Annotated in this window: 27 protein-coding genes and 1 pseudogene; 14 read left to right on the top strand and 14 right to left on the bottom strand. The window is 66.6% G+C overall.

Features of this window, described 5'->3' with window-relative positions; translation table 11 throughout:
- Positions 1 to 16: 16 nt before the first annotated feature.
- Complete coding sequence (locus tag AC0QR5_RS14840; protein WP_329862142.1) at positions 17 to 1,102, bottom strand: hypothetical protein; 1,086 nt, start codon at positions 1,100 to 1,102, stop codon at positions 17 to 19.
- Between the two features lie 191 nt (positions 1,103 to 1,293).
- Here AC0QR5_RS14840 and AC0QR5_RS14845 point away from each other — a divergent pair, with 191 nt between their 5' ends.
- Genes AC0QR5_RS14845 through AC0QR5_RS14860 form a run of 4 tightly spaced genes read left to right on the top strand, consistent with a single transcriptional unit; the run spans position 1,294 to position 5,499 of the window.
- Complete coding sequence (locus tag AC0QR5_RS14845) at positions 1,294 to 1,872, top strand: helix-turn-helix domain-containing protein (protein ID WP_329862141.1); 579 nt, start codon at positions 1,294 to 1,296, stop codon at positions 1,870 to 1,872.
- A gap of 35 nt (positions 1,873 to 1,907) precedes the next feature.
- Entirely contained in the window at positions 1,908 to 3,428 is a 1,521-nt protein-coding gene (locus tag AC0QR5_RS14850) for a type I restriction-modification system subunit M (RefSeq protein ID WP_329862140.1), read from the top strand.
- Entirely contained in the window at positions 3,425 to 4,567 is a 1,143-nt protein-coding gene (locus AC0QR5_RS14855; protein WP_329862139.1) for a restriction endonuclease subunit S, read from the top strand. Before AC0QR5_RS14850 ends, AC0QR5_RS14855 begins: the two co-directional genes overlap by 4 nt.
- A complete protein-coding gene (locus tag AC0QR5_RS14860; protein WP_329862138.1) occupies positions 4,564 to 5,499 on the top strand; it encodes a restriction endonuclease in 936 nt (311 codons plus the stop codon). The genes AC0QR5_RS14855 and AC0QR5_RS14860 overlap by 4 nt, the downstream gene beginning before the upstream one ends.
- A gap of 4 nt (positions 5,500 to 5,503) precedes the next feature.
- Here AC0QR5_RS14860 and AC0QR5_RS14865 read toward each other — a convergent pair whose 3' ends face one another.
- Genes AC0QR5_RS14865 through AC0QR5_RS14875 form a run of 3 tightly spaced genes read right to left on the bottom strand, consistent with a single transcriptional unit; the run spans position 5,504 to position 6,572 of the window.
- Positions 5,504 to 5,734 carry a hypothetical protein gene (locus tag AC0QR5_RS14865; protein WP_329862137.1) on the bottom strand — a complete coding sequence of 77 codons (231 nt, stop codon included), beginning with the start codon at positions 5,732 to 5,734 and terminating at the stop codon, positions 5,504 to 5,506.
- A 5-nt stretch (positions 5,735 to 5,739) separates the two neighbouring features.
- Positions 5,740 to 6,270: a hypothetical protein gene (locus tag AC0QR5_RS14870; protein ID WP_329862136.1), complete on the bottom strand. Its 531-nt coding sequence runs from the start codon at positions 6,268 to 6,270 to the stop codon at positions 5,740 to 5,742.
- Entirely contained in the window at positions 6,267 to 6,572 is a 306-nt protein-coding gene (locus AC0QR5_RS14875; RefSeq protein ID WP_329862135.1) for a hypothetical protein, read from the bottom strand. Before AC0QR5_RS14875 ends, AC0QR5_RS14870 begins: the two co-directional genes overlap by 4 nt.
- 94 nt (positions 6,573 to 6,666) lie before the next feature.
- On the opposite strand from AC0QR5_RS14875, the gene AC0QR5_RS14880 reads away from it, so the two are divergent.
- Positions 6,667 to 10,134, top strand: coding sequence for a DEAD/DEAH box helicase family protein (locus tag AC0QR5_RS14880; protein WP_329862134.1), 3,468 nt, complete (start codon positions 6,667 to 6,669; stop codon positions 10,132 to 10,134).
- 41 nt (positions 10,135 to 10,175) lie between these two features.
- Here AC0QR5_RS14880 and AC0QR5_RS14885 read toward each other — a convergent pair whose 3' ends face one another.
- Together AC0QR5_RS14885 and AC0QR5_RS14890 are read right to left on the bottom strand one after the other, a co-directional pair.
- Positions 10,176 to 11,153, bottom strand: coding sequence for an SRPBCC family protein (locus AC0QR5_RS14885; protein WP_475372478.1), 978 nt, complete (start codon positions 11,151 to 11,153; stop codon positions 10,176 to 10,178).
- A gap of 33 nt (positions 11,154 to 11,186) precedes the next feature.
- A complete protein-coding gene (locus AC0QR5_RS14890; protein ID WP_329862133.1) occupies positions 11,187 to 12,434 on the bottom strand; it encodes an exonuclease domain-containing protein in 1,248 nt (415 codons plus the stop codon).
- A gap of 177 nt (positions 12,435 to 12,611) precedes the next feature.
- Between AC0QR5_RS14890 and AC0QR5_RS14895 the strand changes: the two genes are divergently transcribed.
- Both AC0QR5_RS14895 and AC0QR5_RS14900 read left to right on the top strand, forming a co-directional pair.
- Positions 12,612 to 13,280 carry a DNA alkylation repair protein gene (locus AC0QR5_RS14895; RefSeq protein ID WP_329862132.1) on the top strand — a complete coding sequence of 223 codons (669 nt, stop codon included), beginning with the start codon at positions 12,612 to 12,614 and terminating at the stop codon, positions 13,278 to 13,280.
- Between the two features lie 231 nt (positions 13,281 to 13,511).
- The gene (locus AC0QR5_RS14900; protein WP_430970742.1) at positions 13,512 to 13,961 is read left to right on the top strand and encodes a PaaI family thioesterase; all 450 of its coding nucleotides are present in this window, start codon (positions 13,512 to 13,514) and stop codon (positions 13,959 to 13,961) included.
- Between the two features lie 75 nt (positions 13,962 to 14,036).
- Here AC0QR5_RS14900 and AC0QR5_RS14905 read toward each other — a convergent pair whose 3' ends face one another.
- On the bottom strand, positions 14,037 to 15,185 hold the full coding sequence (locus AC0QR5_RS14905) for a N(5)-(carboxyethyl)ornithine synthase (RefSeq protein ID WP_329862130.1): 1,149 nt from the start codon (positions 15,183 to 15,185) through the stop codon (positions 14,037 to 14,039).
- 5 nt (positions 15,186 to 15,190) lie between these two features.
- Positions 15,191 to 15,328: a hypothetical protein gene (locus AC0QR5_RS14910; protein ID WP_329862129.1), complete on the bottom strand. Its 138-nt coding sequence runs from the start codon at positions 15,326 to 15,328 to the stop codon at positions 15,191 to 15,193.
- A gap of 124 nt (positions 15,329 to 15,452) precedes the next feature.
- Here AC0QR5_RS14910 and AC0QR5_RS14915 point away from each other — a divergent pair, with 124 nt between their 5' ends.
- Positions 15,453 to 15,863 (top strand): VOC family protein, encoded by a 411-nt coding sequence (locus AC0QR5_RS14915; protein ID WP_329862128.1) that lies wholly within the window; start codon positions 15,453 to 15,455, stop codon positions 15,861 to 15,863.
- A gap of 75 nt (positions 15,864 to 15,938) precedes the next feature.
- Here the strand turns inward: AC0QR5_RS14915 and AC0QR5_RS14920 are convergent.
- From AC0QR5_RS14920 to AC0QR5_RS14935, 4 genes and pseudogenes are all read right to left on the bottom strand, one after another.
- A pseudogene (locus AC0QR5_RS14920) lies at positions 15,939 to 16,821 on the bottom strand (IS5 family transposase).
- A 46-nt stretch (positions 16,822 to 16,867) separates the two neighbouring features.
- On the bottom strand, positions 16,868 to 17,971 hold the full coding sequence (locus AC0QR5_RS14925) for a hypothetical protein (RefSeq protein ID WP_329862127.1): 1,104 nt from the start codon (positions 17,969 to 17,971) through the stop codon (positions 16,868 to 16,870).
- Positions 17,961 to 18,497: an RNA polymerase sigma factor gene (locus tag AC0QR5_RS14930; protein ID WP_329862126.1), complete on the bottom strand. Its 537-nt coding sequence runs from the start codon at positions 18,495 to 18,497 to the stop codon at positions 17,961 to 17,963. Before AC0QR5_RS14930 ends, AC0QR5_RS14925 begins: the two co-directional genes overlap by 11 nt.
- A gap of 134 nt (positions 18,498 to 18,631) precedes the next feature.
- Positions 18,632 to 18,916, bottom strand: coding sequence for a hypothetical protein (locus AC0QR5_RS14935; protein WP_329862125.1), 285 nt, complete (start codon positions 18,914 to 18,916; stop codon positions 18,632 to 18,634).
- A 320-nt stretch (positions 18,917 to 19,236) separates the two neighbouring features.
- Here AC0QR5_RS14935 and AC0QR5_RS14940 point away from each other — a divergent pair, with 320 nt between their 5' ends.
- The 4 genes from AC0QR5_RS14940 to istB all read left to right on the top strand — a co-directional run bounded on the left by AC0QR5_RS14940 (position 19,237) and on the right by istB (position 23,030).
- Positions 19,237 to 19,650 (top strand): (R)-mandelonitrile lyase, encoded by a 414-nt coding sequence (locus AC0QR5_RS14940; protein WP_329862124.1) that lies wholly within the window; start codon positions 19,237 to 19,239, stop codon positions 19,648 to 19,650.
- A gap of 33 nt (positions 19,651 to 19,683) precedes the next feature.
- The gene (locus AC0QR5_RS14945) at positions 19,684 to 20,724 is read left to right on the top strand and encodes a zinc-binding dehydrogenase (protein ID WP_329862123.1); all 1,041 of its coding nucleotides are present in this window, start codon (positions 19,684 to 19,686) and stop codon (positions 20,722 to 20,724) included.
- Between the two features lie 315 nt (positions 20,725 to 21,039).
- Positions 21,040 to 22,275: an IS21 family transposase gene (gene istA, locus AC0QR5_RS14950; protein ID WP_430633782.1), complete on the top strand. Its 1,236-nt coding sequence runs from the start codon at positions 21,040 to 21,042 to the stop codon at positions 22,273 to 22,275.
- Positions 22,272 to 23,030: an IS21-like element helper ATPase IstB gene (istB, locus tag AC0QR5_RS14955; protein ID WP_329862121.1), complete on the top strand. Its 759-nt coding sequence runs from the start codon at positions 22,272 to 22,274 to the stop codon at positions 23,028 to 23,030. The genes istA and istB overlap by 4 nt, the downstream gene beginning before the upstream one ends.
- 193 nt (positions 23,031 to 23,223) lie before the next feature.
- Here istB and AC0QR5_RS14960 read toward each other — a convergent pair whose 3' ends face one another.
- Positions 23,224 to 24,204 (bottom strand): hypothetical protein, encoded by a 981-nt coding sequence (locus AC0QR5_RS14960; protein ID WP_329864297.1) that lies wholly within the window; start codon positions 24,202 to 24,204, stop codon positions 23,224 to 23,226.
- Positions 24,205 to 24,429: 225 nt separating this feature from the next.
- On the opposite strand from AC0QR5_RS14960, the gene AC0QR5_RS14965 reads away from it, so the two are divergent.
- Together AC0QR5_RS14965 and AC0QR5_RS14970 are read left to right on the top strand one after the other, a co-directional pair.
- On the top strand, positions 24,430 to 24,909 hold the full coding sequence (locus AC0QR5_RS14965) for a hypothetical protein (protein WP_329864295.1): 480 nt from the start codon (positions 24,430 to 24,432) through the stop codon (positions 24,907 to 24,909).
- 111 nt (positions 24,910 to 25,020) lie between these two features.
- Positions 25,021 to 25,152: a calponin homology domain-containing protein gene (locus tag AC0QR5_RS14970; RefSeq protein ID WP_329864293.1), complete on the top strand. Its 132-nt coding sequence runs from the start codon at positions 25,021 to 25,023 to the stop codon at positions 25,150 to 25,152.
- Here the strand turns inward: AC0QR5_RS14970 and AC0QR5_RS14975 are convergent.
- A complete protein-coding gene (locus tag AC0QR5_RS14975) occupies positions 25,145 to 26,383 on the bottom strand; it encodes an IS256 family transposase (RefSeq protein WP_475372535.1) in 1,239 nt (412 codons plus the stop codon). The two genes, AC0QR5_RS14970 and AC0QR5_RS14975, sit on opposite strands and share 8 nt — an antisense overlap.
- Between the last annotated feature and the right edge of the window lie 442 nt (positions 26,384 to 26,825).

Below are 26,825 nucleotides of genomic sequence, written 5' to 3' on the forward strand. Positions count from 1 at the left end.
GGCGCACTCCGGCGGTTCAGTCGTCGAGCGCCCGGGCGACGGCGTCGTGGACGTCGTCCGGCAGCGTCCGCGGCAGCGAGAGCGGGTCGAAGAGCCGCCGGCAGCCGTTGATTTCCAGCGTGAGTGGCGCGCCGACGACCTCCCCGCCGGCGAGCGGCCAGAGGACCGCGAACTCGGTGGCCCGTTCCTCGCAGGCGGGGGCGGCGGTGTTGGCGGGCCTCTCGGCGGCCCGCAGGAGGGCCTCCACCGCTGGACCCTCGAGGTGCCCGCCGCTCGCGAAGGTCCCCGAGACGAGCTCGACGATCTCGAAAGGCGTCTCCGCTCCTCCGTTCGGCGGGCGGGTCGAATCCCTGTCCTCTTCCGCGTCGGCCCGGTAGTGGCAGATCCTCAGGGCGTCGGCCTCGCCGGAGCCGGGCACGACGCCGGGGTCCGCGGCCACGCCACCGCCCGTACCGCCGTCGGACTTCGCGCCCGCGCCGCCGTCGATTCGGACCGGGACCTCCGGAGCCAGCCTGACCAGGCCGTTCGCGGCGGTGATGCTCCACGTGGCCGGACAGCCGGCGTCGAGCGCGGCCCGCGGCTCGATCAACGTGACCGGGATCCGCTTCGTCGAGGCCACCTCCATGCCGGCCAGGACGTCGTGCACTCCGGGCTTGGTCTTGCCGCAGGAATTCACGGGCCACGCAGCTCTCATCGCCCGACCCGAGGCGTCGACGAGCCAGAGGTCGGGGACGATCTCCAGGTCGGCCGTGCAGGCCATGTCCATCCGCGGGCCGTCGTCCGGCTCGTCCAGGGCGATGGCGAGCGCGTCGAGGTCTCCCGCCAGGTGTTCCTCGCCGACCGCCGACCAGAGCCCCTGCTCGTCCTCGTAGCCGTCCATGAGGAAGCTGCAGCGAATCAGCTCGACGGGGACGAAGCCCGCTGGGATGGCGCCGGCGGCAGGTGGTCGCGGTGCGGAGGGATCCGGCGGCGACAGCACTTCGGAGGCCGAGGAGCAGTCGACGCCGTCAACGAGCTCGGCGTCGGCCCGCGGCCCGGCGGGGGTGTCGGGCATCGGCCCGCAGCCCGTCAGGACACCGAGCGCAAGCAGTGCGGCCGTCACCGTCCGAGACGCGGGCCCGCGACGCGTCCTCGCTCGCCCTTGCGACATCGCACCGTCTCCTGACTTCGCCGATGCCGTCAGTGTAGCGAGGATGGAGTACGACGCCGAGGCCCGGCGTGCGAGAAGTCCACGGGACGGCCGCGACCGCGGGCGGGAGTGAAATTGTCACCGTACGGTGTCACCATGGCTGCATGGAAATGACTGCGGAGGCCCTGGGCCGCACAGTGCGCGAGCGGCGGAAGACGCATGGCTACACCCAGCAGGACCTGGCCGAAGCCATCGGCGCCTCCCGCAAGTTCATCGTGGATTTGGAAGCGGGAAAGGATGGCGCGTCCCTCGGACTGGTGCTGAAGGCGATGCGCGTCCTCGGTCTGGAGATCACCGCGAACGAGACGTCCGCCCGTGAGTTCGCAGACGAATACGCCCGAACAGTCCGCGAAGGCGACTACCACTTCGCCATCCGCTTGTTGGGTGAGTACGCCAGCGCGTCGCTGTCTGCGGGGCGGGTGCTGATGCCCCTCGCGCCGATCGTCGACGACGATGGCTATCGGACGGCGTTGGAGGCAGTGACCCGCTGGGTGGCAGCCAAGACCCGGACCCCCGTCCCCCGATGGGCCAAACGGGCCAAGGAGTCTTCCGAACCGGTCTATCTGGCCGAGAAGCTTCATCCGGTCAGCGACCGGATGAAAGACCTCATCCGGCGTGAGACGCCCAGCGAGATCGCTGCCATGAACGTGTGGATCCGCGAGCGGGATCTGGCAACGGTGTGAATTGACTGTCAGTGCCCCGGGATAACCTTGTCCCCATGATCACCGGGGAACTGAAATCGCACGTAGACCGCCTGTGGGACGCCTTCTGGTCCGGCGGCATTTCGAACCCCATCGAGGTGATCGAGCAGATCACCTACCTGCTGTTCCTCAAGCGCCTCGACGACGCGCAGATCGCGGCCGAGCGCCGCGCGGCCCGCACCGGCAAGCCGCTCGAGCGCCCGGTCTTCCCCGAAGGCGCGGACCGCTTCGGCCGCTCGTACCAGGACCTCCGCTGGTCGGTCTTCAAGAACTTCGACAAGTCGGAGATGTTCAAGGTCTTCAGTGAGAGCGTCTTCCCGTTCCTGCGCGACGAGCTCACGCGCAAGGCGGACGGCAGTGACTCGTCCTACAGCCACCACATGCGTGACGCGCGCTTCACCATCACCAAGGACCACTTGCTGCAGAAGGCCGTGGACTTGATCGACGAGATCCCGATGGACGACCGCGACACCAAGGGCGACCTCTACGAGTACATGCTCTCGAAGATCGCCTCGGCCGGGACCAACGGGCAGTTCCGCACGCCCCGGCACATCATCAAGCTGCTCGTGGACATGCGTGCCCCGAAGCCGCTCGAGGCGATCTGCGATCCGGCGGCGGGCACGGCCGGATTCTTGGTTGCGGCGGGGGAGTACCTGCGGGAGAACAACCCGGACCTGCTCTTCGACCCGGCGCAGCGCGCGTTCTTCAATAACGAGCAGTTCCACGGCTTCGACTTCGACTCCACGATGCTCCGGATCGGCGCCATGAACCTGCTGCTGCACGGCGTGGAGAACCCGGTGATCGAGAACCGCGATTCGCTGGCGGACCTGCACTCGGTCGACGTGGACAAGTACGACCTCATCCTGGCGAACCCCCCTTTCGCCGGCAGCCTCGACTACGAGAACACGTCGAAGGAGCTGCTGAAGGTCGTCAAGACCAAGAAGACGGAGCTGCTGTTCCTGGCGTTGTTCCTGCGGCTGCTCAAGCCGGGCGGGCGCGCGGCGGTGATCGTGCCGGATGGCGTGCTGTTCGGCTCGAGCAAGGCGCACAAGGACCTGCGGCGCGAGATCGTGGAGGGCCAGCAGCTGGAGGCGGTCGTGAAGCTTCCGTCGGGGGTGTTCAAGCCGTACGCCGGGGTCTCGACTGCCGTGCTATTCTTCACGCGCACGGACTCGGGCGGCACGGAGGACGTCTGGTTCTACGACGTGGGCTCGGACGGCTTCAGCTTGGACGACAAGCGCACGCCGCTCGAGTCCTCGGACCTGCCGGAGGTGCTGGAGCGCTGGCGCGCGGTCCGCGGCGAGTTCGGGGAGGAACGTACGACGGCGGAGCGCGCCCGTGCGCGCACCGAGCGTTCGTTCGTGGTTCCGAAGGCGGAGATCGCGGAGAACGGGTACGACCTGTCGATCAATAGGTACAAGGAGATCGAGTACGACGAGGTCGAGCACCGTGCCCCGGCAGACATCATCGCGGACCTCGAGAAGCTCGACCGCGAGATCGCCGACGGCCTGGCGGAACTGAAGGGCCTGCTGGCGTGAGAGTCTTCGAGTTGGGCGACTTCGCAGTCAGGACACAGAATCTGAATCCGGCGCAGTATCCGAACGAGGAATTCGACCTTCTAAGTATTCCTGCCTACGACCGCGGTTTCCCTGAAGTCACTCACGGAAGAGAGATCGGTTCGACGAAGCAGCTAGTCATGCCCGGTGACGTCATGATCTCGAAGATTGTGCCGCACATTCGCCGTGTTTGGGTCGTTCCCGAAGACGAGGGCCGCAGGCAAGTTGCCTCGGGCGAATGGATGGTCTTTCGTGGCGGCGATTTCTTGGCATCGTGGATGCGGCAGGCTCTACTCAGTGAGGGCTTCCATCAACAGTTCCTTCGCACAGTGGCAGGTGTCGGTGGATCGCTTCTACGTGCCAGACCGGCGCACGTCCACAAGATCCGCATCCATCTCCCGATACTTGACGAGCAGCGCCGCATCGCCGACATTCTGGACAAGGCCGACGCCCTCCGCGCCAAGCGCCGCGAAGCCATCGCCCACCTCGACGCCCTCGGACAGGCCATCTTCCACGAGATGTTCGGTGATCCTGTGGACAACGAGCATGGTTGGACTCAACTCGCACTGGGTCAGCTTGGCGTTTGGCAAAGCGGGGGCACGCCTCTCCGGAGCAACGGAGCCAACTTCGGGCCAGGCTACAGCTGGTTCACGTCCGGGGAACTTGGCCAGAAGTGGCTTCTTGGATCGCGAGAGTGCATTACAAGGGACGGCTTGCTGACCTCGTCGGCCAAAGTAGTGCCGACCGGGGCCCTGTTGCTAGGGATGTACGACACCGCCGCCCTGAAAGCTGGGATCACGACGGACGAAGCTACGTGCAATCAAGCGATCGCATTTGGTCTGCTCGATGAAGAACAGGTCTTGGTCGAGTTCGCGTACGAAGCGATTCGGCTTGGGCGAACCCGGCACTTGGCCAGGCGGAGAGGCGTACGACAGAAGAACTTCAATCTCTCTATGGTTCGGGACTTGAGGATCCCTGTTCCACCTATGCCGCTCCAGGTCTCCTTTGTAGAGCGACTCCAGGCAATCGAGCGTCAAAGACGCGACTTCCTGACACAACTGATGAGTCTCGACAGCCTGTTCCACTCACTTCAAGACCGGGCTTTCAAAGGAGAACTGTGAGCGGCGACCCGACAACTGGCGACGGCATCCCTCCGTGGCAGGACTTCATGATTCCGGTGCTCACCGTCGTCTCCGACGGCCAGGCATGGAAACGCAGGGACCTGATTGCCGCCGCCAGCACGCAGGCCGGCATGACGCCCGAACAGCACGAGGTTGTGCTGAACTCCGGCCAACCGAAGATCCAGAATCGCATCGGCTGGGCCATCTCCGACCTCACCACCGCGGCGGCGATCGAAAGGCCAGCCCGCGCGACCTTCTCCATCACGCAGCTCGGCCGCGACCTCATGGACAGTCATCCCGGCGGACTCACACGAGCCGACCTCGAGGGCATCGCCGCGTATCGCGACTATCGGCCCGTCCCTCGTCGTCCGACCGTGGCTCCCGCGCCGGAGGTGGCCGAGGAAGAATCCGACGAACTCTCGCCCGAGGAACAGATCGAGTCCGGGATCGGGCGGATCCACGCCGATGTCGGCGAACGCCTGATCGAACGGCTCCGCGGAAGTGACCCCGCGTTCTTCGAGGAGGCCGTGGTCAAGCTGCTCGTTGCCATGGGCTACGGCGGCGCCGAGCAGCGCGGCCGGCGGATCGGCGGTACCGGGGACGGCGGGGTCGACGGGGTGATCGACCAGGACGCGCTCGGCCTGGAGCAGATCTACGTGCAGGCCAAGCGCTATGCAGAAGGAAACAGCGTCGGCCGCGAGGCGATCCAGGCCTTCATCGGCGCGCTCCACGGCTTCGGCGCGAGCCGGGGAGTTTTCATCACCACGAGCACCTTCACGCAGAACGCGCGCAACTATGCGGATGGCATCGCGACGCGGATCGTCCTGATCGACGGTCGGCGGCTGGTCTCGCTCATGATGAAGTACCGGGTCGGCGTCCAGGTGACGCAGAGCTACGACGTGGTGGACATCGACGAGGACTTCTTCGAGTAGGACGTCAGGCGGCCGACGAGGCGAGGCGACGTCCCGTGAAGTAGCGGGAATGCGTCTTTTGAATCGTAGCTAGGGAGTCGCTGTTCAGCGATACGATCTCCCACGCGTCGTCCAGACGGTGCTTCTCCAACTGGAGCCGTTCAAGAAGCGCGCGACGCGGACCGTCTTCGCCGTCGAAGACGGTCACGATTCGGTCGCCCGTGCGGCGATCGTACTGAATGACGAATCCTGACATCGGTCCTACCTCCTCTGTTCGCGGATTTCCGTGAACTGGTCTCTCAATCTGCGGCATAGATCCAGCATGCGTTGCTCTTCAGCCAAAGTTGCTTGATGCAGTTCCTCCAGTTCGAGTCTACGACTCCCGAGCTCTGTCGAAGCCTCGCCGGTCTCGTCGCCCGTCGACCGCTCGATCTCAGCCGTTCGAAGCCTCATGAGATCAACATCATTTCGGCGTGCTTCAATATCTTGAATGGTCTCGGACAGGTCGTGGAGTCGGAGCACCAGAGACTGCGATTGCTCGGACGACGGTAGTTGGCCGTAGCGGATCTCCCTCCCGAGGACGTCCGCCGCGGACTCGTACATGTTCGCCCACATGCCTTGAAGGTGCGTGCGGACTTGAACCTCGATCCGTTCGGGTATCCGCAGCCACACATGTACGGCCCGGTAGCCGCTATGTGGAGCCTGCCGAATGTCCCGGATGCAGGTTGTCGGGTCATGGCCGAACAATCCGGCGATCGCCGTGGCCACGCCATCTTGCTCGTCCAAGGTCATCTCGGCTCCGAATCGCACACCTGCGATGTCCTGATGCTGGACAGCGGAGTCGCGTGGTCTCGTTGGAGTTTCTGGCGCAAGGTGTCGATCGTCTTCGAACGAGACGTGATCTCGAAGGTCCTCCCGCCCAGCAACAGTGTCCAGTCGAAGTCCATCAAGCGGGACTGCGTCCGGGATGCGAGCTCGTTGTAGTGCAGCATGACCTCGTCGTAGCGGGGCAGGTCGGCCGGTGGGGTCCTCTCATCGCGGATGGACTCACCCAGCCGGCGGAGCTGCTTGTTGGACCACGACGGTTCTTCCATGCGAGGAATCCTACGGCGTCACCCGGCTCGGGAATCAGGGGGTGTTGACTAGCATGGGCGTAGACGTCGGGCGCGACACAGGGGGAAGAAGCGCGTGGAAGGAAGCCAGCAGCAGGAAGTCCGGAGCAACTTCGGCTTCCTCGCGTCCCGGTGGCCCGGGATCTTCGGCGAGGCGCGGAACGCTGAACGCCACGCCGCCCGGGACCCGCGCAGCTCGCTGCTCTACGCGCGGCGGACGCTCGAGCAGATCGTCGACTGGCTCTACACGGCGGACCCGTCGCTGAGCGTGCCGCTCAAGGACGAGTTGAACAACCGCCTCACCGACCACCGCTTCAAGGCGCTCGTCCCCGCGCGGGTCCTGGACAAGATGCACGCCGTCCGGAAGCTCGGTAACCAGGCCGTCCACGGAAACCACCCGGTCAGCACCCAGGTCTCCCTCCACGTCCTCGCCGAGGCCTTCCACATCGCCTACTGGCTCGGTGCAAGCTACGCTGCGAGCGCGGCCGAGCGCCCCGCCCCCGGGACCCGCTTCGATCCGCAGCTGCTGGCACCCGGGCCGGGCCCCGGCGTCGTACAACTCACCCGCGCCGAGGCGGAGAAGCTCGCCGAGCGCCTCGATGCGAAGGACGCCGAGCTGAAGCGCGCCGCCGAGGCGGCGGCCGGCTACGAGGCCCGCATCGCCGAGCTGCAGGAGCAGGTCGAGGCCGCCAAGGCCGCCAACGAGGCGATCCCCGACGAGCACGACTACACCGAGGCCGGGACCCGCGTCTACATCGACGCCTACCTCGCCGAGGCCGGATGGGACGTCGACGCGCCCCGCGTCCGCGAGTTCCCCGTCACCGGGATGCCCGCGGCCGACGGCTCGCGGACCGGCGCGGGCCGCGTCGACTACGTCCTCTGGGGAGCCAACGGCAAGCCGCTCGCCGTCCTCGAGGCCAAGCGCACGAGCCGCGACGCGCACGCCGGCAAGCAGCAGGCCAAGCTCTACGCCGACGCCCTCGAGAGCGCCTACGGCCAGCGGCCCGTCATCTACTACTCCAACGGCTACCGGCACTGGCTCTGGGAGGACACGGGCTACCCGGAGCGCGAGGTCCTCGGCTTCCACACCCGCGACGAGCTGCAGCTCATGGTGGACCGCCGCACCCAGCGCCGCCCGCTCTCCGGCGCCGTCATCCCCGAGGGCATCGCGGACCGGCCCTACCAGCACCGCGCGATCCGCGCCGTCGCCGAGGCCTTCGACGCCGACCGCCGCCGCGCACTGCTCGTCATGGCGACCGGCACCGGCAAGACGCGCACCGTCGTCGCACTGACCCAGCTCCTGTCCGAGAACCGCTGGGCCAAGCGCGTCCTGTTCCTCGCCGACCGCAACGCCCTGGTCACGCAGGCCGCCCGCGCCTTCAAGACGCTCATCCCGGGCTCCTCGCCCGCCCGGCTCGGGACCGACGACGCCGCCGGCAGCCGCATCCACCTGGCCACCTACCCGACCATCATGAACATCATCGCCGGCTCCAGCGAGGGCCGGCTGACCGGGCCCGAGCGCCGCGGGATCGGCTACTACGACCTCGTGATCGTCGACGAGGCCCACCGCTCCGTCTACCAGAAGTACCGGCACGTCTTCGCCTACTTCGACGCCCTCGTCATCGGGCTCACCGCGACCCCGCTCGACGAGGTCGACCGCAACACCTACGCCCTGTTCGGGATCCAGGACAACAACCCCACGAGCGCCTACGAGCTCGGCGAGGCCATCGCCGACGGCTTCCTCGTTCCGCCGCGCGTCATCGACGTGCCCGTCGGATTCGTGCGCGAGGGCGTGCGCTACGAGGACCTCTCCCCGGAGGAGCAGGCCGAGTGGGACGAGAAGGAGTGGGACGAGGACGGGCTCGTCCCCGAGGAGGTCGCCGCGCCCGAGCTGAACCGGTGGCTCTTCAACGCCGACACCGTGGACCACGTGCTGCGCGTGCTCATGGAGCGGGGGCGCCGCGTGGCCGGCGGGGACCGGCTGGGCAAGACGATCGTCTTCGCGCGCAACCAGGACCACGCCGAGTTCATCCGCGAGCGCTTCGACGCGAACTATCCTGCCGGGGCGGGGCACGTGGCCCGTGTCATCACGCACAGCGTGAACTACGCACAGGACCTCATCGACGACTTCTCCGACCCGGCGAAGGCGCCGGACATCGCGATCAGCGTGGACATGCTGGACACCGGGATCGACGTCCCCGACGTCGTGAACCTGGTGTTCTTCAAGCCCGTGCGGTCCAAGGCCAAGTTCTGGCAGATGGTGGGGCGCGGGACGCGCCTGCGGCCGGAGCTCTACGGCCCGGGGGAGGACAAGGACGGCTTCCTGGTCTTCGACGTCTGCGGCAACGCGGAGTACTTCAATGCCGGGCTGGACGCGCCGGACACGGTGCTCACGCCGTCGCTCGCGGCGCGGACGTTCGCCACGCGGGTGCGGCTGCTGCTCGCGGCGACGCAACGGGAGTACGACGCCGGCTTCCGCGCCGATCTGGTCGGCACCCTGGGTGCCGTGGTGCGTTCTCTGCCGCGGAACAACTTCCTCGTCCGGCCCCGGCTAGCCGAGGTCGAGCGGTTCGCGGAGGACTTGGCCTGGGAGGACCTGAGCGAGGCGTCCGCGGCGCAGGCCGAGCAGGTGCTCGCGGAGCTCGCCGGCGTGGCCGTCGTGGGGTCGGCGGACACGGACGAGGATGCCAAGCGCTTCGACCTGCTCGCGCTGCGGACCGAGCTCGCGGCATTGACGGGGGACGCGGCGGCGCTGGCCGTCCTCGGGACACGGCTCGTGCGCATCGCCGAGGCGCTGCGGGAGAAGGCGAACATACCGCACGTCGCGGCGCAGCTGGCCGTCATCGAGGCCGTGGCCGAGATGGCCGTGACCGACCCGGAGTGGGCCGGCGTGGATCCCCAGTGGCTGGAGACGGTGCGCAGGAGGCTGCGCGGGCTGGTCCGCCATCTCGACAAGAGGCGGCGCAAGCCCGTCTACGCCGACTTCGAGGACACGGTGGGCGAGCTGACGGAGGTCGAGCTGGAAGGCGTACGGCACTCCGCGTTCGACATCTCCTTCTACCGCGAACGCGTCGAGGTCTACGTCCGGGAGCATCTGGACCACATGGCCGTGCAGCGCCTGCGGCGCGGACTGCCGCTGACCGAGATGGACCTGCGGGCGCTCGAGGAGATGCTCGCCGAGGGCGGCGTCGGCTCCGCGGAAGACCTGGAACGTGCCGCGGCCGGCGACGTGGCGGGGTTCATCCGCTCGCTCGTCGGGCTCGACCAGCAGGCCGTGCAGGACGCCTTCGCGGACTTCATCGCCGAGACCACGCTGAACAGCCGGCAGCTCGAGCTGTTGAACATGGTCATCAAGCAGCTCACCCGTGGCGGGCCGATGGACGCCGGGGCGCTGTACGAGCCGCCCTACACGGACATCGCGGCCGGCGGACCCGAGGCGTTGTTCCCCGAGGAGGATGTGGACCGGATCGTGTCGATCATCAATCGACTCGGCGGGCCGGGGCTGCCGGAAGGGGAATGGTTGGTGCAAGGTGGTGCGTCATAGGCTCCATGCTGTGGCTCCACGGGCTCCTGCATCGAGTGAGACTATCGAGCCGACCAGAGACGTCTAATCCGAGTCAGTAGAGAAGCCGGCCGTTCCGAAATTGACGAGCCGTTCCCGTTTCCTAGGCGATGGTCGATGAACTCCGAGAGGTTGTCCAACGTGGCCTCCCAATGGCGGGCTGTGCGCCCGTCGGTGTAAGCGCTCAAGTCCGTCAACGTGACAGCGAGCTTTGACCCAGATGGCACTTTGACGAAACGGACGTGGATCGTCACGGCCAGCGAGGCCCCGGGCTGCCCGGGGCCCCAACGGAAGCTAAGATTCCGCATCTCTTCCACTGCGTCGAACGCACACTTCAGTTGATAGGCGTCCCCACTTCCGCCTTCGATGAGCGTGTAGGCCAGCTTGCCGCCCGGGCGGAGATCTAGGTGCATGCCGCCAAGTGGTGTCGCTGCCCCGCGAGGGTGGAGCCATTCTGAAAGCGAATCGGTTGAGGCCCAAGCTGCCCAGAGGTCTTCCAGTGGGCACGGAAAGTGCCATGTGCCTTCGTAGACGTCTCCGCTTTCCGCCCCGTTCGTCGAACTTCGCGTCGACACCAGTGACAGCCTGTCTTGGGCAAAGTTGCTTCGGAGCATCCGCGGCGATGAACTCCCGGTCTTCGACGTCGCCACGGATTGGTGCTCAGAGAACTTGGATCGAGCCCAGACCCTACCGTCCGTGCACGGGTGTTTGGGCCATGGAGGGCCAAGGTCGTCAAAGTAGACCTTGCTGCCGAACTCATTGGCATAGAAATACACGTTCGCGCCACAGACAGGGCAGCGGGCATTGTATGTGCGCGACAGCGTCTCCCAGCCGGCAGGACGGTCTGCACTCTTCCGTGATCCATCGATGCGGGCGGCAGGCCGACTTGTGGGAACAGGAGAAACGCGTGACGAAGAACGGTTGACCGTGTGTCCGCTGACCCAGTGCCGGTAGCCGTCCTTGCCGCGCCGATAGTGGCCACGGCGATGGAACTGAGTCATCGAACTGACCACCCGGCACCGTCCGGAACTCTGCTACGCATTGTCGCCGAGACCCAGCTGGTGCCAGAGGAAAGATTCGCCGACCACCGGAATCCCATAGTCGCGAGCCTTGCGTGCCTTCCCTGAGAGGGAGTCGGGGTCTGCGGCGACGACGAGTCCGACCTTCTTGGTGACGGCCCGGCGTGGGACGAAGCCGGCGGCACGGAGGATGTCCTCGATCTCGCTGCGGGGCCGACTCATGTCGCCGGTCAAGACGATTAGAGTCCCGGGAGGCAATCGTGAGGCGTCGGGGTTCGTGGTGTTGCCCGTCGAGGGCTCCGGTGTTCGGGGAATCTGCGCGGCACGGAGTGTCTCTTCGTCGATTCCGAGAAGGGCAGCGACTTCCGCAATGTCAATCAACTCTTGTTCGGTGAGCGTTCCATCGGCCCAGGCTGCTTCGACCACCTGCTCGAAATATTGTCGATGCAGTGACGCCGCCCCGTCTCGACCGATCCCCAGTTCGTGAGCCGTTTCGACGAGCATGGCTTCCTCGTGCGCCGATAGATGGCGGTCCAGGAGGGCCATGTCGAGCACGGCGAGGTAGTTCTCATGCTCGGCTGGACCAGTGAACTCCGGTAGGCGGACGACGATCCGATTCAAGAAGTGCTCCGGCTCGGCGGGCGCGCCGGACCCTCGAACTACGGGCACATATCTTTCGACCGGCGGATCGCTGCGCCAGTGGCTGTCCGTGGCCCTCGCCAGCATGACGTCCCAGATGGGATCGGAATCGTCGAGGTCGATGTAGCGAGAGAGCAGTACCGCCGCTGCTTCGGCATCGTCACCCGCGCAGTGGGCATTCGTGAGTTCGATGCTGAATGCGTCGCAACAGTCCTGGAGCGACCGTCCACCGCCCGGGAGATAGCGATGCACCATGCGCATGGTGCAGAGGCCGTTCGGAAGGTAGTGGCCCGGAAGCTGTCGTCCTGCCCGCTGGAACTCCGCGTCGAGGAAACGGCCGTCGAAGGAGAGGTTGTGGGCGACGACGACCGTTCCCGACAGTCGCCACTCGATCTCATCCGCTAGATCACGAAATGTCGGCGCGGCGAGGACATCTCGGGCTCGGATCCCGTGGATGGATTGCTTTCCCAGATCCCGCTCGGGGTTGATCAATGACTCCCAGCGGTCGACGATCCGACCGCTGCGGTCCATGGTCACTATGGCGATCTCAGCGACCCGGTCGTGCTTTCCCGGGAAAAGCCCAGTCGTTTCCGTGTCGATGACGGCGAACAATCCAGAGTTCATGGTCCCCCTCCATGAAGATGTGACGTGAAGCTACAAGCAATCTAGCGGGAGCCCCGATCGTGGCGCAATGGAATTGGCGGTCCCGCATTGGAAGCACTCCTGAACTCAACGCATGCTCGTAGGCCGAGCCCCGCCGTCGTACGCTTGTCCCGGTAGCAGTACGAGCAGGAGGTAGGGATGCCCACGGAGACCGTCGACGCGCTGCTGGCCGAGCTGGCGGCGCTCGAGGACCCGAAGATGCGCGCCGTGAACGAGAAACACGGCGACGACCACGGCGTGAACCTGTCCAAGCTGCGCGCGATCGCCAAGCGGCTCAAGACCCAGCAGGACCTCGCCGTCGAGCTGTGGGCCACCGGCAACACGCCCGCCCGTCTCCTGGCGCTGCTGATCTGCCGGCCCAAGGCGTTCGGGCGCGACGAGCTCGATGCCATGCTCCGCGACTCCCGTGTCCCCAAGGTCCACGACTGGCTCGTGAACTACGTCGTCAAGAAGAGCGCCCACGCCGAGGACCTCCGCACCGAGTGGAAGGCCGATCCGGACCCCGTCGTCGCGAGCGCCGGCTGGGCGCTGACCAGCGAACGCATCGCGAAGAAGCCCGACGGGCTCGACCTCCCCGGCCTCCTCGACACGATCGAAGCCGAGATGAAGGAGGCCCCGGACCGCCTGCAGTGGGCCATGAACCAGTCCCTCGCCTACATCGGCATCGAGAACCCGGACCTGCGCCCCCGCGCCCTCGACATCGGCGAACGCCTCGAGGTCCTCAAGGACTACCCGACCCCGCCGAACTGCACGTCCCCGTTCGCCCCGATCTGGATCAACGAGATGGTGAGGCGCAGGCAATCATGATGCGACGCCGCATCCCCGTCCTGGCTCCGGTTCCCTCCACCTGAGGAGGGTCCTGGCCGTATAAGAGAAAACTTATACGGCCTTACAGTTCGATATACGCCGGTGCCAGCGGAGGGCGGACCGGGGCGTCCGGCGTCGTACGCTGAACGGAAACCAGCCCCGGGAAGGAACGCCGTGACCGAACGCCGCAGGATCGTCGAATGGGAGGACCCGCGCCCGGGCCCCGCCGCCATGCCCACGATGAGCGGGCTCGAGTACCTGCGCGCAATGCTGGCCGGCGAGCTGCCCGGCCCGCCGATCGCGAGCCTCATGGACTTCACCCTCGCCGAGGTCGACGCCGGGACGGTCGCCTTCACATGCGAGCCCAACGAATCCCACTACAACCCGCTCGGGATCGTCCACGGCGGGCTCGTCTGCACGCTGCTCGACTCGGCCCTGGGCTGCGCCGTCCAGACCACGCTGCCGCGGGGGCAGGGCTACACCTCGCTCGAGATCAAGGTGAACTACCTGCGCGCCGTCACCGCCGGCAGCGGCCTGCTGACGTGCACCGGGACCGTGGTCAAGCCCGGCAGTCGCGTGGCGTTCGCCGAGGGGAAGGTCGTCGACGCCTCGGGCAAGGTCGTGGCCACCGCGAGCGGCTCGCTGCTTGTGTTCCCGATCGGCCCGGGCGCCGGCGCCTGAACGGCCGGCGCCGGACCGGCCGGCCCAGCGGTTGTGGCCCCCGCAGGCGGGCGCCGCACCGCCCGCGGCGGCAGCCTAGCCGGCGGCGACGGGGTGCGGATACTCCGCGGAGCGGTCCTGGAACTCGAGGATCGCCGGGTTCACGACGGCTCCCTCGCGGATCTCGATCGCGCGGGAGATGGTCTCGTTCGCGTCCCACCCGGCCGGGCCCTCGAGGACGCTCCGCAGGAACGGCATGAGCGCCTCGCTGACCTCCCACGTGGCCGAGTTCCACAGGTAGGACGGCGTGTGGTCCACGGCGTAGTAGTGGATGTGGTCCCCGACGTCGAACATCGGTTCCTTGAACGTCGTCATCTTCGCCCAGCTGAAGCCCATGCCCTCGTCGCAGGACACGTCCACGACCAGGCTGCCCGGCCGGAACGCGGGCAGGTCCTCCTCGGTGAGGTACGTCAGCGGCGAGTTGGGGTCCTGAAGCGTGCAGTTCACGACGATGTCGTGCTCCGCGAGGTACGGGGCCAGGGGCAGCCGGCCGCGCTCGGTGATGACCTGGCTCAGGTACGGCGCATTGGCGTCGTGATCGAACTGCGTGATGCGCACCGAGTGGATCGGCGATCCGACGGCGGCGACGCCGCGGCTCGTGAGGACCTCGACGTCGTGCACGCCGTGGGCGTTCAGCGCGGTCACCGCGCCGCGCGCGGTGGCGCCGAAGCCGATGACGACGGCGGTGAGCCGGCGCCCGTAGACGCCCGTGGTGCCGACGAGCTCGAGCGCGTGCAGCACCGAGCAGTAGCCGGCCATCTCGTTGTTCTTGTGGAAGACGTGCAGGCCGAACCCGCCGTCCGACGCCCAGTGGTTCATGGCCTCGAACGCGATCAAGGTCAGCCGCTTGTCGATGGCCAGCTGCGTGATGGCGCGGTCCTGGACGCAGTGGGGCCAGCCCCAGAGGACCTGCCCGTCGCGCAGTTCGGCGAGGTCCTCCGGCTGGGGCTTGGGCAGCAGCACGACGTCGGCGGCGGCGATGACGTCCTCGCGCGGGGCGATCCGGCCGACCAGCGGGGCAAGCTGGGCATCCGAGAGGCCGAAGCGCTCCCCGTAGCCCTGCTCCAGGATCATCCGGTCCCGGAGTTCCGCATCGATCCGCTCCAGGTGCAACGGATGGATGGGCAGCCGGCGCTCGTCGGCCTTGCGGCTCGTGGCCAGGACGCCGATGCTCAGCAGGGCCACGCGGATCAGCGCTTCTTGGTGATGGAGACGATCTCCGAGGCCGCGGCCCCGGCGGCCTTCGCCTTCTTGTCGAGCCGCTTTTCCTTGATCGTCTTGCCGGCGACCTTCTTGGCGGAGGACTTGTTCGGGGATTTGTTGGCCATGGATGTGCTCCTCGCGGAAGCTAGTTCAACCGCTTCCTGACAGGAGCAGGAGTTGCTCCCTGCCCCTCACAGTACGGCACCGCTGGCCGCGCCCCGTCCGGCGAGGCTCCGGTAGGATCGCCGGATGCGTGGGATCCCGCCGAAGACCGGACTGCTGCACCACGTCGAGCTGTGGGTGCCGGACATCGACCGTGCCGCGGCGCAATGGGGCTGGCTGCTCGGGGAGCTCGGCTACGAGCCGTTCCAGGACTGGCCGGCCGGGCGCAGCTGGCGGCTTGGCGGGACCTACCTCGTCGTCGAACAGTCCCCGGACCTGCTCGGCGCGGAGCACGAGCGCCGCCGTCCGGGACTGAACCACCTCGCCTTCCACGCCGGTGATCCGGGCAGCGTCGACGAACTCGCGGCCGAGGCGCCCCGGCACGGCTGGCGCCTCCTGTTCCCCGAGCTGCACCCGCACGCCGGCGGGCCCGAAACCTACGCGGCCTACCTCGAGAACGCCGACGGCTTCGAGGTGGAGCTGGTCGCCGCCCTCTGAGCCGGGCCCCGCCCCCGCGTGGTCTGCTCCGCCGCGCCCGTCCGGGTTCCGGGGCCCGCGCTAGGGCGTGTCTCCTTATTGGCGTAGCCAGATGACGACGGCATAAAGGACGACGCCGGCGCGGTGGGTCAGTGCGAGTTTGTCGTAGCGGGTGGCGATGCCGCGCCATTGTTTGAAGAGACTGAAGGATCTCTCGACGGTATTGAGGCCTTTGTAGGTCTCAGCGTCGAAGTTCACCGGCCGCCCTCCGCGTGAACCGCGGCGTTTGCGGTGTCCGATCTGGTCGGAGGGTTCCGGAATCACAGCCTTGATGCCACGGCCGCGCAACAGGGAGCGGTTCGCCCTGGACGAGTAGGCCTTATCGCCCATCACCGCATCGGGCCGGGTTCTGGCCCGGCCGCCGCCGAGGCGGGGAACCCGGACCGCTTCCATGACGACGGGGAACATGGGAGAGTCGCCGCCCTGTCCGGGGCCGAGAATCATTACCGGGGGCCGGCCTTTCCCATCGCACGCGTGATGGATCTTGGTGCTGAGGCCGCCTCGGGACCGGCCAATCGCATGGTCAGGCGGTTCGGCAAACAGTTTCTTGTAATTCGGGAGTTCCCCCTGTGGTGCGGGGAAGGTTCGTCCCGTGCTGGTGGGCTCGGTTGATGGTCGAGTCCACCGACACGGTCCAATCGATCAGCCCCGCGGCATCGGCTTCGGCCAGAAGCTTTCCATGGATCCGGTCCCACGTCCCGTCAGACGCGTATCGGCGGTGCCGCTTCCACACCGTCTGCTACGGACCGAACCCTGCGGGAAGATCCCGCCAGGCAACGCCGCAGCGGTAGCGGTAAACAATGCCTTCAACGACTTGGCGGTGACCCCGGAACGGGCGACCCCGCCGCCCATCCGAACTCGGCAGCAAGGGCTCGACCCGAGACCACTGATCGTCACTCAAAACAGATGTTCTCGACACCTTTCAAGCATTCCAGCCAGCACGCCCCCGATTTAGGAGACACGCCCTAGGGCATGGCGACGGTCGCGCTGCGGAGCGTGCCGCCCGGGACGAAGTAGTCGATGTCCTCGCCGGCCACTTGCTCGTAGGCGTTGAGGTGGCCCGTCTCCGGATCGAAGATGAACGAATGCCGGTAGGTGTTCCGGTCGTCGGTCACGGTCCCCGGGGCGTAGCTGCCCGTGGCGGAGAACATCAGGCCCGGGCGGCCCATGCGGTCCGCGACCTGGCCGTCGAACTCGACGTGCGGCATGTCCATGAGCAGCTCGAGCACCGCGGCGCTCTGGTCCTGGCTGGGGTTCCAGCCCGCCATGGCGAACCCGAGGACCTCGAACAGGGCCACCTCCCGCGACCCGGTGAACATCGCGGAATCCGGGGTCGAGTAGTCGTGGACCAACTCGTGGATGGCCTCGGCCGTATCGGGAACGGTGGACTCCATGGACTGACCCTGCTGCCCCTCGCGCGTGAACTCGTACACGACCTCGGTTCCCGGCGGGATCCGTTCGCCCGTCGTGCGGTCGAAGTCTGGAATGCGTTCGCCGGTCCTCGCCGAGAAGATGCCCCAGTAGGTCACCCGGCCTTGGAACCGGCCATCGGGCAGCGGCGTGATGACGGTTTCCGTTTCGCTGACCGGGCTGAAGACCGAGCTGGGATCCCCGCTGCCGGGGCCGCTCGGCACGTAGGACTCGTTGAGGAACCGGATGTGGAACGTGCCCGGATCGTATCCCGCCGGGTCGTCGCTCCCTTGGGCCTTGAGGAGGAGATCCTTCAGCGCCGCGTCCCTCGACTGCCCGGTCTCGCTCGCCACCAGGGCGGGAACGCGGCCGGCCACTGCCGCGGAGGGGGCCAGGGAATGGCCCGCGAGAACGATGACGGCAACGGCCAGGACGGCCGCTGCCGAGGCGAACATCGCCGTCCGGACCGTCCACCGGCGTCGACGTCCGGCCGCCGGACCCGCGGGGAGCGGAATGGGAGCATCGACCGGGCGCGCGCAGTCGCTGGCGCGGCCGGGGGTGTCGAGGATCGCCGCCAAGACGGTGCCGGCGTCGATATCGGGGACATAGCCCGCGGCCGGGTCGGCCCGGCGCAGCGTGGCTTCGAGGTCAGTGCTCATGCTGGTTCTCCTTCAGGATCCGGGCGAGTTGGCGACGGGCCCGGCTGGCTTGCGCCCAGACCGCTTGTTCCGTGCTGCCGACGACGGCGGCCGCTTGCGCCGCGGTGAGGCCGTCCCAATAGAGCAGGCGGATGATCTCCCGGGCGGGTTCCCCCAGGGCGTCGACGGCATCGCGGACGTGATCGAGCGCTTCGGCGTCATGCCCCGCGTCGGCGATGACGAAGGCCCTGCGGGCGCGGTCCTCGGCTTCGGTGCGCCGGCGCCCGCTCCGCAGGGCGTGCAGCAACAGATTCCTACACGCCCGGTAGAGGAACGGCACCGCGGAGTCGACGAGAACCGGGCACTTCTCCCACACCACCTGGAGCGCGTCGGCCGCGACCTCCTTCGCGTCGGCCTCCGACAAGCCACGGCGCAGTCCATACCGGATGGCCGGGACGTGATGGGCGGCAAAGAAACGCTCGAAATCGCGGCAGCGTGTGCTTTCGGGTGGTCTGCCGACGGGTGGGTCGTCAATCTCTGTGGTCATCGCATCCTCGGTCCGGTGGTCCATCAACCCTTACATTCCCGCCGGGATCCGAAACCTGACACGTTAGCTCCGACCATTCCCCAGACCGAGGGAGTGGAGAGTGATGCGGAATAGAGGGGGTGCCGGGCGCGGCGTCAGGTGCAGTCCCCGGTCACCAGCTCGATCGCCTCGGGCGTCGTGTCCCGGTAGCCGCGGCCGTCCGCCTCCTGGCTGATCGCCAGTCCGGAGGCCGTGCCGCGCCCGGCGCCGTCGGCCAGGCGCAACTGCACCAGCAGGTTCACGTCTCCCGAGGTGACCGTGGTGCCGACGGCCTCGCGGCGGGCCTCCCACTGGTCCGCGTGGGGTCCGTCGACGGGCAGCAGCTCCGAGCCGATCACCGTCCCGTCTTTCGCCGGCTCGATGAGCCAGGAACCGGTCACCTCCAGCCCGTCGGCATCGAGGAGCTCGACGCCGGTCAGCGTTCCCTCGTCGCCGTCCCCGGTGCGCAGGACCGTGCCGAACAGCGCCTCCTCGTGCCCGCGGAGCTCGATGCACGTCGCGCCGGGCGCGGAGAGGGCCGTGACGGGGCCGCCGATTCCCGCGCCGCAGCCGGCCAGGACGACGGCGGTGCCGCGCCGCCGTCGTACCCTTGCCTCCGCGTGACGGCGCCCACAGGTACTGACAGGGCCTCCCGCGGCGCCGGCAGCGCCCTTAGCGTGGATCGCGGCACGATTCCGCGAGCCACCGAGGAGGAGCCAGCATGGAGATCATCGAACCCGCCCCGACGGCCAAGAACCCGCCGGAGCGATTCACGGGCGACGTCTGGGTGGATCCGATCGCCTCGCCGCGCCAGGAGGGCCAGTCGATGACCGCGGCCACGGTGCGGTTCGCGCCCGGCGCGCGCACGGCCTGGCATTCCCACGCCCGGGGCCAGACCCTCCACGTGACCGAGGGTGTCGCCTACATGCAGTCCCGCGGCGGCGAGGTCCTGCGGGTCCTGCCCGGCCAGACCGTCTACACCCCGCCGGGGGAGGAGCATTGGCACGGCGCCGCGCCGGACCGCTTCATGGTGCACCTCGCCCTGCTGGACCAGGGCGAGGACCCCGCCACGACGACCACGTGGCTCGAGCAGGTCTCCGACGCCGAGTACGCCGCCGGGCCCGCCGACGCCTAGCCGCCGACCCACCACACCGAGGAGAAACACACCTTGAAGGCCACTTTTATGTACGGAGCCGGCGACGTCCGCGTCGAGGACGTCCCGGATCCCGTGATCCAGCAGCCCACCGACGCGATCGTGCGCACCGTGCGCGCCTGCATCTGCGGCTCCGACCTGCACCCCTACCACTCCCTCCCCGCGGGCGAAGGGGCCAAGTCGATGGGCCACGAGCTCATCGGCGTCGTCGAGGAGCTCGGCTCCGAGGTGACCGGGCTGAACAAGGGCGACCTCGTGATCGCGCCCTTCGCCTTCGCCGACAACACGTGCGTGTTCTGCCGCGAGGGCGTGCACACCTCCTGCCTGCACGGGGGCTTCTACGGCACGGACGAGACCGCCGGGCTGCAGGCCGAGTACGCCCGGATCCCGCAGGCCTCCGGCAGCCTGGTCCCCGTGCCCGGCGTCGGCGAGGACTCCGGGCTGCTCGCCTCGCTGCTGACGCTGTCCGACGTCTACCTGACCGGATACCACGCGGCCTTCCAGGGGCGCGTGGAGCCCGGCAAGTCCGTCACGGTGATCGGCGACGGGGCCGTGGGGTTGTCCGCGGTCCTCGCGGCGCGGCAGATGGGCGCCGAGCAGATCATCCTCATGGGCCGGCACCGCTCCCGCACGGACCTGGGACGCGAGTTCGGGGCGTCCGACGTCGTAGCGGAACGCGGCGAGGAGGGCATCGCCCGGGTCCTCGAGCTGACCCGCGGCGAGGGGAGCCACGTGGTCCTCGAGGCCGTGGGGCACCTGCCCGCGTACGAGCAGGCCTACGGCGTGGTCCGCCCCGGCGGCGTGATCTCCCGCGTCGGCGTGCCGCAGTACGAGTCGGCGCCGATCGGCTTCGGATCCCTCTTCGGCAAGAACGCCGCGCTCACCGGCGGGCCCGCGCCCGTCCGCGCGTACATCAAGGCCGCGATCCCGCAGGTGCTCTCCGGCGAGATCGACCCGGGGCGCGTATTCGATTCGACCGTCGGGTTCGACGGCGTGGCCGATGGCTACGCGGCGATGGACGCCCGCGAGGCGCTCAAGGTGATGATCGCGCCCTAGGGCTGACGCGTAGCCGGCGTCAGGTTTGAAGGTTGGCTCGTGCGCCGTGGTCTTCAGGTCAGTAAAGATTCGAGACAGGACCCGGAGCCGCGGCGATTCGGGCTATCTGTCCATTGCGCCTTCAGAGTCTGAAGGAAGCAGGCCGGAGACCCTATTGTTTCCGGCCTATGCCAGTGGGTACCTATGGCTCCTGCCTGCAGCTAAGCTGTACGCGCTGACTGGGCGCGGGATAAGCAGATTTCTGCGTGTTGACGCCGACCGAAAATAGGGCCAAGAACGCCAACTGAAAATGAGGCCACCTGACCATCATGGAAGGTGATCACATTGGACGTTTGGGCGCAGATTCGCCACCGGTACGCGACGGAGAAGATCTCTAAGAGAGAGCTGGCCACGCAGCTCGGGGTTTCGCGGGGAACGGTTGACCGGGCGCTGGAATCAGACCGGCCGCCTAAGTACGAGCGGGCGTCGGCAGGTTCGAGCTTCGACTCCTACGCCGGCCGGGTCCGGACCCTGCTGGCCAGGACTCCGACGATGCCGGCCACCGTGCTGGCCGAACGCGTGGGATGGACGGGATCGGCGTCCCTGTTCCGCGACAAGGTCCGCCAGATCCGGCCCGAGTATCTGCCGGCGGACCCGGTGGACCGGCTGGTCCACGAACCGGGCAAGGCGGTCCAATGCGACCTCTGGTTCCCGCACGAGCCGCTACCGCTCGGGCACGGCCAACAGGGCAAGCCGCCGGTGCTGGTCATGACCAGCACCTTCTCCGGCTTCATCCAGGCCCGGATGATCCCCACCCGCACCACGCCGGACCTGTTGGGCGGGATGTGGTCGCTGATCCAGGACGCGGCCGCGGTCCCCGAGCGGCTGGTCTGGGACAACGAGAGCGGCATCGGCCAGGGCCGGCTGACGGATCCGGCCGCGTCTTTCGCCGGGGTGCTGGGCTGCACGATCCGCCAACTGCCGCCGAACGACCCGGAGTCCAAGGGCATGGTGGAGCGGATGAACCGGTTCTTCCGCCAAGGCTTCATGCCCGGCCGGACCTTCGCCTCCCCGGGCGACTTCAACGAGCAGCTGGCCGACTGGTTGCCGCGGGCCAATGCCCGCTACTCGCGCTCCCGCCACGGACGGCCCGCCGAGCTCGTGTTGCGCGACCGCGAGGCGATGCGCCCGCTGGCACCGCTGGCGCCCGAGACTGGGTTGCGCAAGAGCATCCGGCTGCCGCGGGACTACTACGTGCGGGTGTTCTCCAACGACTACTCCGTCGACCCGTCGGCGATCGGGCGGATCGTGGACGTGGCCGCGGACCTCGAGCAGGTGACCGTCACTGCCGGCGGGACGTTGCTGGCCAAGCACGAACGACGTTGGGCGCGCCACCAGATCCTTACCGATCCGGCCCACGTCGACAGGGCCGCCGCCCTGCGCCGCGCCCACCGCACCATCAGGACCGGCCGCCACGCCGAGGTCCAGGAACGCGATCTGGGCATCTACGACCGGCTCTTCGGCCTCGCCGTCCCGGACGATGCGCGTGAACTGGCGGAGGCCGGCCGGTGAGCGAGCCGGCGAAGAGCATCGAGTACTACGCCCGGGCATTACGCGCCCCGCGCATCACCGACGGCTACCGTGCCCTGGGCGACCGCGCCCGGGAAGCGGGCTGGTCCCACGAGGAGTACCTAGCCGCCGTGCTCAGCCGCGAGGTCGCCGAGCGCGAAGCCTCCGGGGCGGCCCTGCGGATCCGTGCCGCCCGCTTCCCCGGCGCCAAGACCATCGAGGAGTTCAACTTCGACCACCAGCCGGCCGCCGACCGCAACCTGGTGGCCCACCTCGGCACCGGGGTCTTCCTCGAGGAAGCCAAGAACGTGGTCCTGCTCGGTCCTCCCGGCACCGGCAAAACGCATTTGGCCGTGGGCATCGGGATCAAGGCCGCCCGCGCCGGGCACCGGGTCCTGTTCGACACCGCCACCGGCTGGGTCGCTCGCCTCGCCGAGGCGCACGAACGCGGACGCCTGCCCCAGGAACTGACAAAGCTGCGCCGCTACAAGCTGCTGATCGTCGACGAGGTCGGATACATCCCGTTCGACCAGGACTCGGCGAACCTGTTCTTCCAACTGGTCTCGTCCAGGTATGAGCACGCCTCGCTGGTCCTCACCTCGAACCTGGCGTTCAGCCGTTGGGGCGAGGTCTTCGGCGACGCTACGGTTGCCTCAGCCATGATCGACCGCATCGTCCACCACGCGGAGGTTCTCAACCTCACCGGCAGCAGCTACCGACTCCGCAACAGAACCACCACAAGACCTCAGGCACAATAGAACCGCAACCCGGTGGCCCTATTTTCAGTTGGCAGAAATGGCCCTATTTTCGGTCGGCGTTAACACTGCGTTTCGCTACAGCCGTGACCAAGTCAAAGGTTCGCATGGTGCGCTCGTCAATAGCGAATCTCGATGCTCATGGCCGCGAGGCCCATGAACTGGCGGAACTTTCGGAAGGGGACGCGAATCTGATTTATCGTGCGCTATTTGCTGCGTCGACAAAGTTGTGTAGCAACGTTGCTCTTGACAATGTTTTCCAGACATTCGTTTGGGAGACGCTGGAGTAGAAGATGAGCTCAGGCTGATCAACCCACTTTGTTAGCTTACTCAAAATGGTGGCAGAGCTATGGTCCACTCTTACTGCGCTTGCACCATAGTCACTCAGAAACTTCAACGCAAATTGGTTGATGACCGCAAGATCTCTCGTCCTCGATAGTCGATGTGCATGGGGGCCCCGGTAGTGCCCTGCCGGGCGCAGGATTATGGCTCCTTTGCGGTTGAGCAACATGAGGTCATCTTTCGATTTCGTATTCAGGTCCTCGTTTGAGGCCAAGACCCGCTGGATGAGATCTTGCTGAAGGCTGCTTGGTTCGCTAGTGCCGATTAGCAACGCGACGACGTCTCGTCCATGGTCTTCAACAAGTCTTGTGAAGACATCTGAATGATTCGGAATCTGGATCTCGCCTATAAAGAAGCCCTTATAGTTTCGGCGCACTGGTTGAGCACCCAGGCCGGCTAGGCGTGCAAAGAGGAGATCAAACAACGTTCTGATCTCAGGGATGTCCTTGGATGCTCTTAGGCGTTGTAACGCTGCAAGATCTCTCTCCAGTTCCCCGGAACCGACCAAGTGTGCCTTAGCACTTATCCTTGCGACTGCTATGTCGGTCGGGAACAACGAGATAGTGATGTCGCAGACTTCAAGATCAATGCCCTGAATCGAGATTCTGGGATACGGAAGACGTCGACAAGTGTGACCGTCGAAGAGGCGCCGAGTGGCCCACTCATGAGTCCCCGCAGTGAGCAAGTATCGGACGGGTGCAACGGCAAATTCATCCCTGATGTCGAACTGCCCGAACAATCGTTGGTGCACTGAAGAGTTGAATAGTTTTCCGCATTGGGGTTCGGTATCTAGCCCGAGAGTTGCTAGCCAGTCCATTTTCACTTCGATGCTCATCGTGACACGCCTCGGATTCGAACCGAGCAAGGGGTCCAAGGACCCCATCCTCCCAAGCGGGCGTGTCGAAATCTAGTAAGACGAGTGTCCCACTGGGCCAAGTCTAGTGACAACACATTCCAAGAGTGGCGCACTGCGCCTCGGGGAGTGAGCGGTGGCCGCACGAAGGGGGGAAGCGGAAAACTGCTCCCGAGGAGTTCGACCGGCCTGAAGTAGCCTTCTTGCATGGACGCGGCCCTATTTATATCGATCATTGGTGCTCTCGGAACGGGGGCCGCGGCCATCATGGCCTGGACCGCCAGGGCAGACTCGCTAAAAGCTGAGGGGCGCGCCGAAAGTGCCAGTAAGGCGGCGAATGCAGCCGCGGAAAGGGCGGCAGGCGCAGCCGAAAGGCTCGCCATGATTCAGTCGGCGATATTCGATGGTCCTCCTTGGTCGATGACTTGGTTAGATGGGGATACCTATCTCCTTCGAAATGACAGTCCGGTTGAAGCACTCGAAGTCTCATTCACCACTGACCCTGACAGTCTTCTCTCAACCGTAAGCGAAGTCATGCCTTGCCGAGTTGGTCCGCGAAGCGCGATCAAGTTCATGTACGCGGCAGCTATGTCGGATGGTTTCAAACGTGACGCGATTGTGGTGTGGAAACGACCGGGCAGCGACGAAGGATTTGAGTGGCGCCACCCTTTGCCGACACGCCCATAGGGTCCTCTCCGCCAAGTAGCAAGTCCTCCCGGTGACGTCGGGCGCTCCTCAATTGCTGGGACTGCCGGATTCAAGGTGAATGTCATCGGGTCTGGGAGAAAAGAAGGGGCGATGATCGATGCCGTCGAAATCGGTGCATCTGCAGCCGGAGAAGCCGGGACGCTGCAGGGGCTCGCGGGGCAGCCGCTGACGCAGGGGTCTGTCAGATTAACGGTGGATCTGGCCTGGCGCATTGTCAGTTGATTCGGCCTTCGAAGGTGATAGCGAAGGCGTTGAGCGCGGGCTTCCACCTCGTGACCCACCGTGCCCGACCTCGCCCCGTCGGGTCAAGCGACCGGGTCACGAGATACAGGCATTTCAGCGCGGCAGCGTCGTTGGGGAAGTGCCCGCGGGCACGGACGGCACACCGGTAGCGGGCGTTGAGCGACTCGATCGCGTTCGTGGAGCAGATGATGCGGCGGATCTCGACGTCGTAGTCCAGAAACGGGATGAATTCCGCCCATGCGTTCTCCCAGAGCTGCCGGATCGCGGGATACATGGTGCACCACTTCTCGGCGAACTCCTCGAACCTGGCCCTCGCGACAGCTTCGTTGACGGCGGTATAGACCGGCTTGAGGTCGCGGGCGATCTGGTCCCAGTACTTCCGCGACGCGTATTTGAACGTGTTGCGGATCAGGTGGATGATGCATGTCTGCACCGTCGTCAGCTCCCACGTCGTGTTGATCGCGTCCGGGAGGCCTTTCAGCCCGTCGCAGACGACGATGCAGACGTCCTCGACGCTGCGGTTCTTGATCTCGGTGAGCACGCCGAGCCAGAACTTCGCGCCCTCACCACCGTCGCCGGCCCAGATCCCGAGGATGTCGCGTTCCCCGCCCGTGGTGACGCCGACGGCGACGTAGAACGGTTTGTTGCGCACCTGCCCGTCCCGCACCTTCACGACGATCGCGTCGATGAACACCACCGGGTAGACGCGGTCCAACGGACGGTTCTGCCACTCGGTCATCTCCTCGATCACCTTGTCGGTGATCTTCGAGATCGTGTCCTTCGAGACGCTGGCTCCGTAGACATCGTCGAAGTGCGCCGCGACCTCACCGGTCGTGAGCCCGCGCGCGGTCAATGACAGCACGATCTCGTCGATCCCGTCCAGCCGACGCTGCCGCTTGCGCACGATCCTCGGCTGGAACGACCCCTCACGATCCCGGGGAACGTCGATCTGCACTGCACCGACCTCGGTCATCACGGTCTTCGCCCGCGTCCCGTTACGGGCATTCTCGCCGGTGCTGGGCTGGTGCTTGTCATAACCGAGGTGCTCGGTCATCTCGACCTCGAGCGCAGTCTCCAGCACCCGCTTCGTTAGCCCGGCGAGCAGCCCGTCCGGGCCGACCAGGCTGACGCCCTTCTCCTTCGCTTCCGCGAGCAGCTGCTCCGCGATCTGCTGCTGATCGATGATCTCTCCCGTCACAGGATCAATCATCTCGATGACATCGGTCATCGCCTTTCCTTTCGGTCAGGCCAGGACCAGATACACCGTTCGTCTGACACTCCCAGGGACGGGCCTTTCTCGTAAGCCGGTGTGTGGTCAGAGACCACCAGCTTCGAGGAAGGCCCGCCCCCGTTTGGGGACTGACACGGGCGGGGAATTTCAGTGAGCGTGGAGTGGGGAATTTCGATGAGCGCGATCAACCGAAAGGCCCGACTTAACACCAGAGCGTCTCAACAGTGCTGATTGTGCGAAGTAGATCACCGGTCACGGCATCGCCGGCCACGATCATGCACGCTACGCGATCCTCTCGGTGAGCTCGTCCCTCGCCAACGAGGTGATGCTATGTGCGACCTCCTTCCCGTCATCGGGGAGATGTGCAGAGGCTTCAGCACCGAAACGGGCGACGGCGACGCCCCGATAGCTGGTGAAGCTC

The organism is Arthrobacter sp. J156 (assembly GCF_056172865.1).